13 protein-coding genes, 1 tRNA gene and 2 pseudogenes are annotated in these 14,485 nt (G+C 62.6%); 11 read left to right on the top strand and 5 right to left on the bottom strand.

Going from position 1 to position 14,485, the window contains the following annotated elements; translation table 11 throughout:
* Positions 1 to 56 precede the first annotated feature (56 nt).
* Positions 57 to 1,271 carry a GNAT family N-acetyltransferase gene (locus ACG873_RS08645; RefSeq protein ID WP_394891350.1) on the top strand — a complete coding sequence of 405 codons (1,215 nt, stop codon included), beginning with the start codon at positions 57 to 59 and terminating at the stop codon, positions 1,269 to 1,271.
* On the opposite strand, the gene ACG873_RS08640 is transcribed toward ACG873_RS08645, so the two are convergent.
* Complete coding sequence (locus ACG873_RS08640; protein WP_394891349.1) at positions 1,268 to 3,424, bottom strand: GumC family protein; 2,157 nt, start codon at positions 3,422 to 3,424, stop codon at positions 1,268 to 1,270. The genes ACG873_RS08645 and ACG873_RS08640 overlap by 4 nt on opposite strands.
* A gap of 240 nt (positions 3,425 to 3,664) precedes the next feature.
* Here ACG873_RS08640 and ACG873_RS08635 point away from each other — a divergent pair, with 240 nt between their 5' ends.
* From ACG873_RS08635 to ACG873_RS08600, 8 genes are all read left to right on the top strand, one after another.
* Positions 3,665 to 4,228 (top strand): polysaccharide biosynthesis/export family protein, encoded by a 564-nt coding sequence (locus ACG873_RS08635; protein ID WP_394891348.1) that lies wholly within the window; start codon positions 3,665 to 3,667, stop codon positions 4,226 to 4,228.
* 16 nt (positions 4,229 to 4,244) lie between these two features.
* Entirely contained in the window at positions 4,245 to 5,381 is a 1,137-nt protein-coding gene (locus ACG873_RS08630; protein WP_394893410.1) for a glycosyltransferase family 4 protein, read from the top strand.
* Positions 5,382 to 5,547: 166 nt separating this feature from the next.
* A complete protein-coding gene (locus ACG873_RS08625; RefSeq protein ID WP_394891347.1) occupies positions 5,548 to 6,132 on the top strand; it encodes a carboxymuconolactone decarboxylase family protein in 585 nt (194 codons plus the stop codon).
* 122 nt (positions 6,133 to 6,254) lie between these two features.
* Positions 6,255 to 7,787 carry an undecaprenyl-phosphate glucose phosphotransferase gene (locus ACG873_RS08620; protein WP_394891346.1) on the top strand — a complete coding sequence of 511 codons (1,533 nt, stop codon included), beginning with the start codon at positions 6,255 to 6,257 and terminating at the stop codon, positions 7,785 to 7,787.
* Complete coding sequence (locus ACG873_RS08615; protein WP_394891345.1) at positions 7,784 to 9,013, top strand: O-antigen ligase family protein; 1,230 nt, start codon at positions 7,784 to 7,786, stop codon at positions 9,011 to 9,013. The genes ACG873_RS08620 and ACG873_RS08615 overlap by 4 nt, the downstream gene beginning before the upstream one ends.
* 92 nt (positions 9,014 to 9,105) lie before the next feature.
* Entirely contained in the window at positions 9,106 to 9,231 is a 126-nt protein-coding gene (locus ACG873_RS08610) for a hypothetical protein (protein WP_394891344.1), read from the top strand.
* 125 nt (positions 9,232 to 9,356) lie between these two features.
* Positions 9,357 to 9,433: transfer RNA gene (locus tag ACG873_RS08605), tRNA-Pro, on the top strand.
* Between the two features lie 498 nt (positions 9,434 to 9,931).
* A complete protein-coding gene (locus tag ACG873_RS08600; protein ID WP_394891343.1) occupies positions 9,932 to 10,228 on the top strand; it encodes a hypothetical protein in 297 nt (98 codons plus the stop codon).
* 101 nt (positions 10,229 to 10,329) lie between these two features.
* Here ACG873_RS08600 and ACG873_RS08595 read toward each other — a convergent pair whose 3' ends face one another.
* The 3 genes and pseudogenes from ACG873_RS08595 to ACG873_RS08585 all read right to left on the bottom strand — a co-directional run bounded on the left by ACG873_RS08595 (position 10,330) and on the right by ACG873_RS08585 (position 12,962).
* The gene (locus ACG873_RS08595) at positions 10,330 to 10,533 is read right to left on the bottom strand and encodes a hypothetical protein (protein ID WP_394891342.1); all 204 of its coding nucleotides are present in this window, start codon (positions 10,531 to 10,533) and stop codon (positions 10,330 to 10,332) included.
* A gap of 1,277 nt (positions 10,534 to 11,810) precedes the next feature.
* Positions 11,811 to 12,388: pseudogene (locus ACG873_RS08590) on the bottom strand (SOS response-associated peptidase); the annotation flags it as partial.
* 359 nt (positions 12,389 to 12,747) lie between these two features.
* Positions 12,748 to 12,962, bottom strand: a pseudogene (locus ACG873_RS08585) (alkylphosphonate utilization protein).
* A 184-nt stretch (positions 12,963 to 13,146) separates the two neighbouring features.
* Between ACG873_RS08585 and ACG873_RS08580 the strand changes: the two are divergent.
* Positions 13,147 to 13,392 carry a DUF2188 domain-containing protein gene (locus ACG873_RS08580; RefSeq protein ID WP_394891341.1) on the top strand — a complete coding sequence of 82 codons (246 nt, stop codon included), beginning with the start codon at positions 13,147 to 13,149 and terminating at the stop codon, positions 13,390 to 13,392.
* Between the two features lies 1 nt (position 13,393).
* Positions 13,394 to 13,663 (top strand): DUF982 domain-containing protein, encoded by a 270-nt coding sequence (locus ACG873_RS08575; protein ID WP_394891340.1) that lies wholly within the window; start codon positions 13,394 to 13,396, stop codon positions 13,661 to 13,663.
* Between the two features lie 226 nt (positions 13,664 to 13,889).
* Here ACG873_RS08575 and ACG873_RS08570 read toward each other — a convergent pair whose 3' ends face one another.
* Positions 13,890 to 14,432, bottom strand: a complete 543-nt coding sequence (locus ACG873_RS08570) for a MerR family transcriptional regulator (protein WP_394891339.1) — start codon at positions 14,430 to 14,432, stop codon at positions 13,890 to 13,892.
* Between the last annotated feature and the right edge of the window lie 53 nt (positions 14,433 to 14,485).

Genomic DNA, 14,485 nt, shown 5'->3' with positions numbered 1-14,485 from the left:
GGAACGCTGTGACGCGAAGCCCCACGGCGCAATGCTTACGCCCGAAGGATTGAAGGATGGTTGACGCGGCTCGGTCAATTGGCGCCAAAAGCGCCGCCGCCGCCTCCATCCGGAAGACGGCCGTCACGGCCCTATCCATTACGGTCGCCAGCGCCACGCCGGAAGTCCTGGAGCGCTATGCGGAGCTTTGCCGAACCGGCGTCTTCGCACCCGCACAAAGCCCGGAATGGGTCGAGGCCTGGACGGCGAAAGCCGAGACGGATCACCTCGTTGCGACGGTTTTCTCCAGAGACCGTCCGGTGTTTGCGCTGGCGATCGAAATCGTGCGCGCCGGCCCGGTGCGGATCGCCCGCTTCATGGGCGGCTCACATGCCAACGGCAATTTCGCGGCTGCAGACCCGTCGTGGCTGGCGACGGCCGGCGAAGCGCAGATGAAGGCGCTGACGGCCGAAATCGGCCGGGCGCGACCCGACATCGACATAGTGGCGTTGGAGCGCCTGCTGCCTGACCTGGAGGATCTGGCTAACCCGCTGCTGGCGCTGCCTCATTACGCGAGCCCCAACCTGTCGCTCGCCGTCTGCCTCGACGGCGGCTTCGATGCGCTGCTCGACCGGGCGAGCGGCAAGCGAAAGCGCAAGAAGCACCGCTCGCAGACACGCAAATTCGAGGCGGCCGGCGGTTTTAGGCGCATCGAGGCGACTACAGCCGCCGAAGTCGCGCGCATGCTCGAAGCCTTCTTCGTCATGAAGGAGGATCGCTTCCGCCGGGCCGGCATCGCCAATGTCTTCGGCGACGCAAAAGTGCAGGCGTTCTTTCGCGCGCTGTTCACCGACGCGCTCGCAGCCAACCCGCCGCCCTTCGTGCTGCACGGGCTGGAGGTCGACGGCAAGCTGCGCGCGGTCACCGGCTCCAGCCGCTCGGGAAAACGGCTGGTCTGCGAGTTCGGCGCCATCGCCGAGGACGATCTGGCGCATGCCAGCCCGGGCGATTTCCTGTTCTTCGACAATATCCGCGAGGCCTGCGATCAGGGCTTTTCGGTCTATGATTTCAGCGTCGGCGACGAGCCCTACAAGCGGCTCTGGTGCAATATCGAGACACGGCACATGGACGTGGTCGCGCCGCTGACCCTGAAAGGCCGAGCCTTCGCGGTCTCGATGCAACTTTATGCGCGGCTGAAAGCCTTCGTCAAAACCAGCCCTCTGATCTGGAAGCTGACCAAGGCGCTGCGCAAAAAGACCGCGGGTCAGCCGGCAACATCCGCGGAAGACTAGGCGGCGCTGCGCCCAGGGACCGGCGACATCGGGCTGACGCTCCCTTCGGGCGTGACCAGCGTCAGGCTGCCGTAGCCGCCGGCTTCGAGGTCGTCGCGGGCGGCCAGCACCTCGTCCGCCGGCGACAGGACGGAAACCAGTATCTCCGTATCCTCCGTCACCAGCCGGCGGATGCTGTCGGCATCGGCCGGGCCGCATTCGACGATCACCACATCATAGGCGGTGGTCAGTGATTCCAGGATGATCGGCAGCCGGTCGGCGGCGCGCATGGCGCGCACCGGATCGGCGGTGCCGACCGGAATGACGTGACAGTCCGAATAATGGTCGGGGTGGATCACGTCGGTGAACTGCGCCTCGGAGGCAAGCAGGTTGGTGATGCCGGCAAGACGCCTGCTGTCGAGCATCGGACGCGAGGCCGCCCCCGACGCGGTCAGGTCGAGCAGCAGCACGCGCAAGCCGGCGTCGGCCACTTCGCGCGCGACCAGCACGGCGGTGGCAGCCGCCTCGTCGCCCTCGGGCGAAATGAACAGCGCCCGCGTCGCGCCGCCGGCGATCAGCTTTTCCGCGGCGTGTTCGATGTCGATCTCTCCCAAGCCAGACGTTGCCGGAATAGGCTTGAGCTCCGGCTTCGGCTCGGGTTCGCTCTCGCGGGCGACCGGCGGCAGCGGCTCGGTGCGCTCGGCGGCGACTTCGACCCGTTCGGCCGGCGCAGGCATCGCCACCTGCTCGACCGGCGCGAAGCGCGCGCCGGAAGCCGGGCGCATCGCGCGTCCCGAAAACAGCTCCTGCAGCAGGGTAATCACCGCCATGATCATCAGCGACGCGACGAAAGCCGCAATCACGATCGGCAGGGTTTTTGGGAAATATGGCTCCGACGGCATGATGGCGCGCGAAAACACCCGCGCGTCGGCGGGCAGGTAGTTGCCGTCGCGGCGCGACGATGCTTCGCGATAGCGCGCAAGATAGGATTCGAGCAGTTCGCGCTGCGCGGCGGCTTCACGCTCCAGCGCCCGGAGCTCGACCTCTTCCTCGCCGGCGCGCGACGATTCTGCCTTCAGCGTATTCAGGTCGGCGACAAGCTGGCGCTCGCGCGCCTGCGCCGTCGTGGCTTCCGCCGAAAGCCCTTTCAGGATGTTCTCGGCTTCCGTCCGGATCTGCCGGTCGAGGTCGGCGAGCTGCGATTTCAGCGCGCGGATGCGCGGATGGTTGTCGAGCAGCGTGGTGGAGAGGTCGGCGATGTCGGCGCGGAGCTGCGCCTCCCGCTCGCGCAGGCGCTGGACCAGGCTGGAGGACAGCACCTCCGGGAACGCATCCAACGAACCGCCGCTGTCGAGCGCAGCCCTGACGGCCTGCGCCGTCGCTTCGGCCGCGCCCCTGGCGGCGCGCACCCGCGAAAGTTCCGTCGAGAGCTCCGAAAGCTGCTGCGTGGCCAGCACCGAGTTGTTCTGGCCGACCAGAAGATCCGACTGCGAACGGAATTCCGCGACGCGCGCTTCCGCTTCCTTAACCCGCCTGCCCAGATCGGCGATCTCGGGCTCGAGCCAGTCGGTGGCGGCCGAGTTCGATTGCAGCTTGGCATCGCGGCTGACGGCGAGATAGGCGTCGGCGATGGCGTTCGGAACCTCTGCCGCAAGCCGCGGATCCTCCGACGAGAATTCGATCACGATGACACGCGACTTCTCGACCCGGTAGACGAGCAGTTTCTCCCGGAAAGCCTTGAGCACGCGCTCCTCGGGCGGCACTTCGGCGGGATCGCTCTTCAGGCCGGCGATCACCAGGAGCCTGCCGGCCAGCGACATGCCGGCCGCGGGGTCGAATTCAAGCCGGCTGGCCAGATCGAGCTTCTTGGCGACCTGCTTCAGTATGTCGGTCGACGAGATCACCTCGACCTGGCTGGTCACGCCTTCCTCGTCGAGGATCGGGCGCTCGTTCTCGCCGCTGCTTTCCGGCCGAGTGAAAACCGATTCGCGCGTCTCGATCAGGATGCGGGTCTCTGCCTGGTAGTGCGGCGTGGCCGACCATGCGATGACGAAGGCCAGCGCGGTTGCCGCAAGCGCGACCGTCAGGGTGCGCAGCCAGTTCCGCGCCAGGCTGGAAAACAGCCGGCCCAGATCGATGTCGATATCGCTGGCGGTGGATTGGACGCCTGACATGCCTGCCACTCCGGGATGTAATGGAGGCACCGTAAACAACTATGGTAACTCAGGGGTTAAGATGCCTGGGCGTCCCGCGCCGAACGGCAGGCGGCTCTGGTTCGCCCCCGCGATACAGCGCTTTCTACGCCCGGAAGGCCGGCCTTTACCGGCCATTAACCCTAACGGGACGATAACCGCATCGAGCAAAGATTACCGGCGACCGCGTCCGGGAAGATCGTCAAAGGTACGTGTAAGGCCATGAAGAGACCCCTGCCCGTCTTCCACGCGCTTGCCGTCGCATTGCTGGTCGCCGGGTGTTCGAGCTACCGGCCCGCGCCCGCCGCGTTCCACGAAATTCTCGACCAGCCCTACCGGCTCGGCGCCGGCGACCGCGTTCGCGTCACCGTATTCGAGCAGGAAGGCTTGACCAACACCTACGCCGTCGATCAATCCGGCTATATCGCCTTTCCGCTGGTCGGGGCCGTGCCGGCGCGCGGACACACCGCACAGCAGGTCGAAGCCGCCCTTGCCGCCAAGCTGCAGGAAGGGTTTCTGCGCGACCCCGACGTATCGGTCGAGATCGACCGATACAGGCCGATCTTCGTGATGGGCGAAGTGGGCTCGGCCGGACAGTATTCCTATGTTCCCGGCCTCACCGTCCACAAGGCGGTCGCGATCGCCGGCGGCTTCACGCCGCGCGCCAACCAGGCCAATGTCGATGTCACCCGCGACATAAACGGCGAGGTGATGACCGGCAGGGTGCTGACCTCCGATCCGCTCCTGCCTGGAGACACCATCTATGTGCGCGAACGCCTGTTCTGAAGCAGGCTGAGTGGTGGTGACGCAAAACCTGCGCATCGTTCACTGCTTCCGCTCGCCGGTCGGCGGCATCTTCCGGCATGTGCGCGATCTGGCCCAGGCTCAGGTGGCGGCGGGCCACGCGGTCGGCATCGTCTGCGATTCGACGACCGGCGGCGAATTCGAGGAACGCCTGTTCGACGAGATGAAGGAGAATCTGGCGCTCGGGGTGTGGCGCACGCCCATGCAACGCCATGTCGGGCCGGGCGACATAGCCGCGGCTTGGCGAACCTACAGGATTATCAAGGAATTGAAGCCGGACGTGCTGCACGGCCACGGCGCCAAGGGCGGCGTCTATGCACGGATGTTCGGTTCACTGTTGCGGGTATCAAGGTCTCGCGTAGCCCGCCTTTATTCGCCGCATGGCGGCAGCCTGCACTATGATGAAGGCACGCTGACGGGAAAGCTGTTTTTCGGGCTCGAACGCCTGATGGAGCGCTTCACCGACCACCTGCTCTTCGTCTCCGGCTATGAGCGCCGCACCTTCATCCGCAAGATCGGGCCGCCGCACGCGCCCAATGGCCTGGTCTATAACGGTCTCACCGCCTCCGAATTCGAACCCGTGGCGTTCAAAGCCGGCGCGGCCGATCTCCTCTACATCGGCATGATGCGCGACCTGAAGGGTCCGGACCTCTTCATCGACGCCCTGCCGGCTGTCGAGGCGCGGCTCGGCCGTCAGGTGACCGCCGTCATGATCGGCGACGGCGAGGATCTGTCGCGCTACAAGGCCGAAACGGGCAGGCTCGGCCTCGCCGCCCGGGTTCGCTTCCTCGCCCCGATGCCGGCGCGCCGCGCCTTCGCATTGGGCCGGGTGATCGTAGTGCCCTCCCGCGCCGAGGCGATGCCCTATATCGTGCTGGAGGCGCTCGCCGCCGGCTTGCCGATCGTCGCTACGGCGGTCGGCGGCATCCCCGAAATTTTCGGCGAAGGCTCGCCCGTCCTCGTCCAGCCCGAAGCCGGCGAACTCGCCAGCAAAATGACCCAGGCGCTGGCCGATCCGGCATCCTACCGGGCGCTGATGCCGACGCCCGCCGAACTCAAGGCGCGGTTCGGCGCCGATGTCATGGCCTCGGCGATCGAGAAGGCCTATTTCGCCGCGCTCGGCCGCACGACGTGAGCGCCAAGGCCCTTCGGCTTTCCACCGAGCCGGCGCCAGGCCCGATGCAATTCGATCGTGCGCTAGCTTATTCGAGGGCTGCATCGTCTCCAGAAAAAAAGAAATGCAACTTTGTCCGTCATTGCGTAATCAGTAGTTGACATCTCCCTTGAAAGGAACAGCGACGATGTTTTTGCGGACAATTGCAGAAGATGACGCAATCGGCGGGGTCGCAGAAATCTACGAGAAGCAGAAATCGCAACTCGGATTCATAATGGCGGCAACGCAATGCTTTACCGCCCGCCCCGATCTGCTGCCGATCTATACGGATTTCTCGAACAAGATACGAGCTGGATTTTCACTTGGCGTCCGCGAATGGCGACTGATCACGCTTGTCGCCGCAAAACATGTCCCATCCACCTATTGCGCCTATGTCTACAGCCAGCAACTGATCGGCGACCTTGGATCGAAGCAAGCCGTCCTCGCAGTTCATCGGGATTTCCGAACTGCGGGCCTGTCGGACAAGGAAGTCGCGATGCTGGCTTATGCGGAAAAGATCGTCCTGAATGCTTCCGGGATTGCCGAGAGCGATATCGATGGATTGCGATCAGCGGGGTTCACCGACCAGCAGATCTGTGACATCGCGCTCTGCGCCGCTTTTCGTTGCTTTGTCAGCCGGTTCTTCGATGCGGTCGGCGCCGGTCCCGAGGCTGCGTTCATCGATGACGACGCCGAGTTCCGGACTGCGATGACTGTCGGTAGGAGCTATTGAACGGTCCCTATTTCGCCGCGCTGGGCAGAAGCTGACCTCCAAACCGATCCAAAGCGACCACCGATCTAAAGGTTTCTTAGCTGCTCTTTGTTAAGAGCTGCAGCAACTGTGGATCGTGGTCAATGAACGAAATCGACCCCGCAAATCGTTTTTCGCTGGATGCGGTGAGGAAGCTTGACGGCGGCGGCGCCGAATCGGCCGGCCGGCTGAACAAGGTCGCCCGGCAGGTCGCCTCGCAATACCGCCGCGACACCATGTCCCCGATCATGGTCAGCGGCGTGCTTCGCCTCGTCGAATTCGCGCTGCTGTTTTCGTCGGGCTTCGTACTGTTCGCCTATCGTGTCGGGTTGAACACCCACCTCTTCTGGCAGTATGCGGCGGTGATTGCGGCCGCCTCGCTGGCCACCGTCATCCTTCTCGAACTGAGCGACTGCTACCAGGTGCAGGCGCTGATGCGCCCGATGCGCAGCCTCGGCCGCATATTGCTGGTGTGGTCCGGCGCCTTCGCACTGTTGGCGCTGGCCGGATTCTTCCTGAAGATCTCAGGCGAATTTTCGCGCCTGCTGTTCGGCGGCTGGTTCGTCATCGGCCTGGCGCTGATCCTTGCCCTCCGGCTGGTACTGGCGAACTTGATCCGGCGCTGGGCGCGCAACGGCGCTATGGAGCGGCGCGCCGTCATCGTCGGCGGCGGCAAGACCGCCGAAGCGCTGATCCGCTCGGTCGAGCAGCAGCCCTACAACGACATCCGCATCTGCGGCATCTTCGATGACCGCGACGACAAGCGTTCGCCGCCGATCGTGGCCGGCTATCCCAAGCTCGGCAATATCGCCGAGCTCATCGAGTTCGCGCGCATCGCGCGCATTGACATGCTGATCGTGGCGCTGCCGATCACTGCCGAAACGCGAGTGCTAGCGCTGCTCAAGAAGCTCTGGGTGTTGCCGGTCGACATCCGCCTTTCGGCGCATTCCAACCAGTTACAGTTCCGCCCGCGCTCCTATTCCTACATCGGCTCGGTGCCGATGCTCGATATTTTCGACAAGCCGATCAACGACTGGGACTCGGTCGCCAAGCGCGCTTTCGACATCGTGCTCAGCCTTGTCGGCATCGCCCTTTTCTCTCCGGTGATGCTTGCCACGGCGATCGCGATAAAACTCGACAGCAAGGGCCCGGTGATCTTCCGGCAGAAGCGGCACGGCTTCAACAACGAGGTCATCGAGGTCTATAAGTTCCGCTCCATGTATACTGAGCTGTCCGATCCCAGCGCGAAACAGGCGGTCACCAAAAACGATCCTCGCGTCACCCGCGTCGGCCGCATCATCCGCAAGACCTCGATCGACGAGCTGCCGCAATTCTTCAACGCGCTGTTCGGGTCGCTGTCGCTCGTCGGTCCGCGTCCCCACGCAATCGCGGCGCAATCCCACAACCTTCTCTACAACGAGGTGGTCGACGGCTATTTCGCGCGCCACCGGGTGAAACCCGGCGTGACCGGCTGGGCGCAGATCAATGGCTGGCGCGGCGAGATGGACACGGACGAGAAGATCCGGATGCGCACCGAATACGACCTCTACTACATCGAGAACTGGTCGCTCTGGTTCGACCTGAAGATCCTGCTCCTGACGCCGATACGGCTGCTCAACACGGAAAACGCCTATTGAGCGCGCTCGCGCATGAACTGCCGCGCGAGGCGGTCAACGCGAAGCTCGTCGCGCTGATCTCAGCCGGCGCCATCTCGCTTGGCGTGCTGCTCTCCGGCTTCGTCATCCGGGAGCCGGCTCCCTACGAGCTCTACATGGCCGGGCTGATAGCGGTGTGGGCGCTGTTCGGCCTGCGCATATCGCGCACGGTCGCGCCGCTGCTGGTGTTTCTCGTCGCCTTCAACATAGGCGGCATGATCGCCATGACGCAGATGTCGGAACTGAAGGACGCACCGCTCTACATCGCCGTGTCGCTGTTCCTGGCGCTCACCGCGGTTTTCTTCGCCGCGGCGGTCGAACGGCAGCCCGGCCTCTACCGCGTCATCTTCCTCACCTGGATCACAGCCGCCATCGGCACCGCCGCACTCGGCATCCTGGGTTATTTCCATGCCTTTCCGAGTGCCGAGATGTTCACCAAATTCGAGCGCGCCGCCGGCGCTTTCCAGGATCCGAACGTGTTCGGCCCGTTCCTGACGTTGCCGGGCATCTACCTGCTCTACCGCCTGCTGACCGGCAGCCCCGCCAAGATGGCGTTTTACGCCGTGCCGCTGCTCATCATCGTGGGCGGCATCTTCCTCTCCTTCTCGCGCGGGGCATGGGGGCTGTTCGGCGCATCGGCAATGCTGCTGGCCGCAGCGCTGTTCATGCAGAGTTCGAGCGGCTCCTTCCGGCTGCGCATCGTCGCCATGAGCCTCGCCGCGGCTGTGCTGCTGGTCGTAGCCTTGCTGGTCGCGCTGCAGATTCCGGCCATTGCGGAACTGTTCACCGCCCGCGCGCAACTGGTCCAGGATTATGACAGCGCGCGCCTCGGGCGCTTCGCCCGCTTCGGGATCGGCTTCCTGATGGCGATGGAGCACCCCTTCGGCATCGGTCCGCTGGTCTTCGGCCAGATGCTCGGCGAGGACACGCACGACATCTGGCTGAAGGCGCTGCTCGACTATGGCTGGCTGGGCTTTGCTTCCTACGTCATCCTGATCGGCTGGACGCTTGCCGGCGGCTTCCGCATCCTGTTCCGCAACCGGCCCTGGCAGCCCTACGTGCTCTGCGCCTATGTCGTGTTCGTCGGCCACATCGCGCTTGGCACCGTCATCGACACCGACCACTGGCGGCATTTTTACCTGCTCGTTGGCCTGATCTGGGGCGGCATGGGCCTCGAATACCGCCACCAGCGCGGCGCGCCTCGCTGAAGGGCGTAATCACGCGCTGCGGTACTTAGCAATTAACAGGAACATCATAGCGGTTTTGAAGTTGGCTACGAACACATCAAGGATGTGGTTCGATGTTCAAACTGATGGAAGCTGTTCTGGCTTACCTGTCGCCAACCTGGGCAAGATACCAGAGGGAGCAGGCTTTGCTTATTCCGCCAGAGGATGTCATCCGCGCGGACGATGATCTGCCGAAATAGCAGTTTTCGGGCCGCGTAGCTTCCTCCAGATCAGGCTGACGCCGGTCGCCTTTGTCCGATTTGTCAATCAAAGGCACTTTCGCTCTTGCGCGGCAACCATTCAGAATATAGGGGTTTTCGCGGTCCGGAGTGTAGCGCAGCCCGGTAGCGCACTTGACTGGGGGTCAAGGGGTCGTCGGTTCGAATCCGGCCACTCCGACCAAACAAATCAAAGAGTTAGCCGCCTCCCCCAAAATGGCTACAAAGTTTTTAGCCACACTGTAGCCAGCGGCTGGCTACAAAAAGCCCGCATAAGGCGGGCCAAGGTGGACGCGGCGGCCGTTGCCTGGAAAGCCTCCGCCCGTTGCCGAAACGGTAGCCGCAGCGCCCGTCGCGGCTGATATGGCAAATCAGGCTGCACCGGTAGTGGCGATTTGTTTCGGTGGGAAACTAAAAGCGGCTCGGCCGGCGGCTCAGCACAAAAGACGATCCGGCGATTTCTTGGGTGCCAGAATCAATGAAGCCCGCTGCATGAGGAGTACCAGGGGCTGCAGCGGGCTTCGCGGCGGCTCTCATGGGGTCGCCTACTAACATCTTGAACTGTTAGACGAGGGGGTTGGTTCCTACACAGTAGGCAGGCCCTATCCGAAAGATCGAAACTGGAACAAAAAACAGACGATGTCCGTTTGTCTTGCACCTAAACTGCAATAGGAGAGAGACGATGGCTTACCCTGACGACGATCGAAACACCACAGTCGTCCAAAGTGGTAGCGGCGGTGTTGTAGCGGCGGTCGCTATAATCGCCGCTGCCGTGATCTTACTGTTCCTGTTCTTTGGAACCGACATATTCACAGGCGCTCGAGACACCAATGTCAATATTGAAGCGCCAAATGTCGAAGCACCAGCAACGCCGAACGTAGAGGCACCGGCAACGCCGGATGCGCCCACAACAGCGACGCCAGATGCACCGGCACCGGCAGCACCCGCGCCGGCACCGGCACCGGCACCGGCTCAGTAACAGAATGGTCGCTTAGACCGGCCCCGAACCTGAACACCAAACCCGCCGCGCATTGGTGACAGCGCGGCGGGTTTTGTGTGGGGCCTTAAGCTCGCCGCTGATCAATTGGCTCTGCCGCCCGACTGCGCCATATCGAGGAACTGCTGCAGGTTTCCGACCATCGCTAGGGCGCCGTCCTCGTTGATTGCGAATTCGAAGGTCAATTCGCCGGTCTCCAGCGTGAGCAAGGCAACCATTGTCTGGCCGTCTTCAGACATCGCGACGTCCATGGCGAAGCCGGTGACCGGCATAGGCGCATCGCTCATGGTAGGAATATCCTTTCTACGTGAACGGGCTTACCGCCGCTTGCGCTTCACGGCCTTTGGGATCGTTCGGGTGCTGACCTTTGCACCTCTTATCGTTCCACCTTCTGGGTGACCATGCCCAATATCTCATCAGGAGTCTCCTTGACGGTGTACCAGTAGTTCTTTTCCACATTCCTCCCCATTGTATGAATTAGTGTTGCCGTTTCTTTCTCGTTAGCTTGAAACGCCAAAACATTGCCAAAGTTGATCGTCAGCCGCCTATTCTTCTCATCGGTTAGTGTTAGCCACACTGGAACATCCTCCCTTTGCCCAACGCTATGATGTTCGTCTGCCCACCAATCCGTGGGCGCATTAGGAATGCCTTATATACACCGGGCGGAGGAACTCAGGTGTTCAATTCGCCGTGCGATCCGCCTGGCCAAACGCGTTGTTACAGCATCCTTCATTCTGCTCTGGCGTGCCGGTCCGCCTTGAGGAATAATGTCCTAGTGCGGCGATTCTCACCCCATCGGAGATAGCCATGTCCAGGCGTAAGAAGCTTACCTACCTCACCCAGCCAGAAATCGAACGTTTCAGGAAGGCGGCGACGGAACTGCACAGCGCCTGCTGCGCTCCGGTAATAGCTCCCTCATGCAACCATTCCCACGCGCTGACAGAATTGAATCGGGCAATCGTCACAGCCATTGAGGCAGTCACGGGGGATAGAGCGCCTTGGATGCGGACCCCGACGTTCGACCAGCATCCGGGGTACAAGCCGCCTGCGAGCGAGCCTCCAACATGGATCGTGGGACGCAAGAAACCCGCCGATTAGATCATCCCGCCGTTCCCTTTGGCTCATTAATTTCCGCGCGGGTTAAGGGCTCTGCGCCGGACAGCGTCCCACGTAATTGTCGCCACCCGCCCGTCGTCGGAACCAACAAAAACCAGGACGGCCAGTCACCTTTCCAACAAGCTGCGGTTTCCTGTGATCTCGCGTATCGATGCTGGCGCCTGGTCCGATTCCGTTTGGGGCGTCACAGGTGGGTCGACTACCGTTTGGTCAGTCACGATTGGAGGGATCTTTAGCCCGCACTCCTTCAACACCCCTCCGAATGTAGCAAGAGCGGCTATCAACCCAGTCAATCACGACTTTCGCCCAGAAGTCTCTTTGCTCGGCCATCGGGTCGATCATACACCGGATCTGGCCCTTTCTGACTTAATTCGTGTGTGGATCACTCGCCCCGGTGGTCTTTGCGGCGCTGGTCGAGCGAGTGAGCCGAAATTTCAGAACGGAGACGTCACATCCGTGTGTCTCCCTTCGATTGCAGGTCGAACAAATCCTCGCGAATCTCCTCGACAGGATCAAGAATGTCCGGCGAATCGTTCTTGTAGTTGCCAACCTTCCGGTCGATCCGCCACATGGTCATCAGGTCTGCCGGAACGGCTTCATCAGATCGGCTGGGTCCGGGTCCATAAGCCAGCGCTCGTAATCCCCTCTGTGCAATACCACCGGCATGCGATTGTGGATCGTCGCCATCATCTCGTTCGGCTCGCACGTCAGTACCGTGAAGGTCTTGACCAGTTCGCCGGTTTTCGGATCGCGCCAATCATCGCATATCGCCGCCAGCGCGAACGGCTCGCCAGATTTCAGCGCGATGGCGTAAGGCTGCTTGTCCTTGCCGGTCCCGAAAATGTCCTTCCACTCAAAAAAGCCGTCGATGGGCATCAGTGCCCGTCGCTGCTGGTACGCGTGCTTGAACAGACCGTTGGTCGCGACCGTTTCGGAGCGGGCGTTAACGATCAGTCCGCCCGTCTTGGTCACAAAACCCCAGCGGGCCGCGACGAACATGGGATCAAGGGGGCGTGGGTTCAGAATCCCGCCACTCCGACAATTTTCCTAAGCCTGCTGGTTTTCTCCGCCTCGGGCGCGGCCCGTCCCTGGATCGTGGCGTTCGGCGCCGCCAGATCGGAGGCCCATCTTCGCAACGGTTTGTTAACTACGTTGCGTGCACCCTGTCTATGCGCGGCGTGTTTCTGGTCGGCGTGTCTCAGGCAACACTTCGCAACTCGCAACGGGTTCAGAATCTGAGCAGCCGCAACTTTCCGAAGCGCTTGATGCGCCGGGTACGCATCGGCCTCCGAAATTCGGAATCGATTTTTCGGCAAGCACGATACGCAGATACAAAGACCTACAACCTTCTTTGCGCGTCGAAAAAGACGCGTGCCGCCGTAGTGTCACGCCTTCTTCAGGAATTCGGTCCGGAGTACCAATCCCCTGACTTTTCGGCGTTGCACTCGATCTCATCCTCCGTGTCGGTCAGGCGAATGTTCTTGATCAGCGTGCCGCGCTTCAGAACGACCGATGTGCCTTTCACCTTGAGGTCCTTGATCAGCGTCACGGAATCGCCATCGGCGAGCTTCGTGCCGTTGCTGTCCTTCACATCCGTCATGTCAGTCCCCTTCTTCGGATTCAACCCGGCCCTGATAGGCGAGGTTCAGTTGCGTGTCGCTGCAATTCGGCAGCCGCCCACTGCAAAAGAACCCCCTGCCGGATGCGGATTTGTTGCCGGTGCCATAGCCATCCAGGAACAACTTTACCCTTGTTCCGTTGAGCCGCAAAAGGAGGGTGAGCGCATGACCCGGATTATCTATGAGATCGTGGAACATGACGGCGGCTGGGCCTACAAGCTCGGCGACGTGTATTCCGAGACTTTCGCCAGCCGCTCGCAAGCCTACGAGGCAGCCAAGGCGGCGGCGGCCGAACAGCGGCTCGCCGGCAGGACCGAGGGCATTTCCTACCAGGACGAGACGGGCGAGTGGCACGAGGAAGTCGCCGACGGGCGGGATCGGCCCGAAACCGACGTTTCCGCCGGAGGCTGACGTGGGCGACGGATCCGACAAGCGTTTTCAGCGCCCCGTCTTTATCTCGCCCGGCCCAACCGACGAGGCGTTGGCGGTCCGCAACACCCGCCAGGCTGCGGACCTGCTGCTGACGCGATGGCCCGCCCGCCGCGGTCCGAGACACCGCGACGCGGTCGACGCCTGTCTCAAGGTGCTCGACGGGCATCGCTCCACCGTCGATGCGTATGACGCCTTCCGCGAGGCGGCGGAGGAAGCCGGCATCCTGGCCGGCGAAAACACGCATTCCTGAACACGGCTATATTCGCGAAACCGGAATGCATAGGAGCAAAACTTTTTCGCGGCGACTCTAGCGGGTGACGAGATTCAGGTCAGGCCGTGCCGGAATCGAAGAGGGCGCGCAGCGACCAAAATGGTGGATTTCGAGAACCGGAACGGAGCGTACATTTGATACGTGAGTACCGGAAGCGCAGAAAGCCACTATTTGCAGGCCGGCATCACCTGAATATCGACAGGCGCTAGCGAACCTGGTCGAGCAGCCGCTTGCATTCGAGCAGGTCGAACAGCGCTTCCTGCAGCAACGCGCGGTTGTCGCGCGAAAGCTTGCCGCTGCCGGGCTGCACAGGCCCCTCGTCCTCGGCCTTGCCGAGGCCGAAGAAGCGGCGGTTGGGCTTCGCCCGGGGTTCGCCGACCAGCATCTCGTCGTCCGCCCCGCGCGGCTGCGCGGCCGGCGTGAGCGGCGCTGCCTCGGCCTGCTTGCGCTGGGCGATCGCCTCGACCGCTGCGCGGTCGCCGCTTCCTACCGCAACGATGAACTGGTTGCCGTTTTCGCGCAGCAGCTTCTGCACGCCCTTGATCGTGTATCCCTGGTCGTAGAGCATGTGGCGGATGCCCTTGATCAGGTCGACATCCTGCGGCCGGTAGTAGCGCCTGCCGCCGCCACGCTTCATCGGCTTGATCTGCGTGAACCGCGTTTCCCAGAAGCGCAGCACATGCTGCGGCAAGTCGAGGTCCTCGGCGACCTCGCTGATGGTCCGGAATGCGTCGGGGCTCTTGTCCATGCGCAAATTCCTCCAGGGCCGATCCCGAAGCCCGAAACAGCATCGGGAAGGTC

Origin of the sequence: Allomesorhizobium aridi (assembly GCF_043769475.1) — a bacterium.
Classification (GTDB): Bacteria; Pseudomonadota; Alphaproteobacteria; order Rhizobiales; family Rhizobiaceae; genus Allomesorhizobium.
The sequence above is the reverse complement of the archived record's forward strand: the minus strand, read 5'-3'. Positions and strand labels throughout refer to the sequence as shown.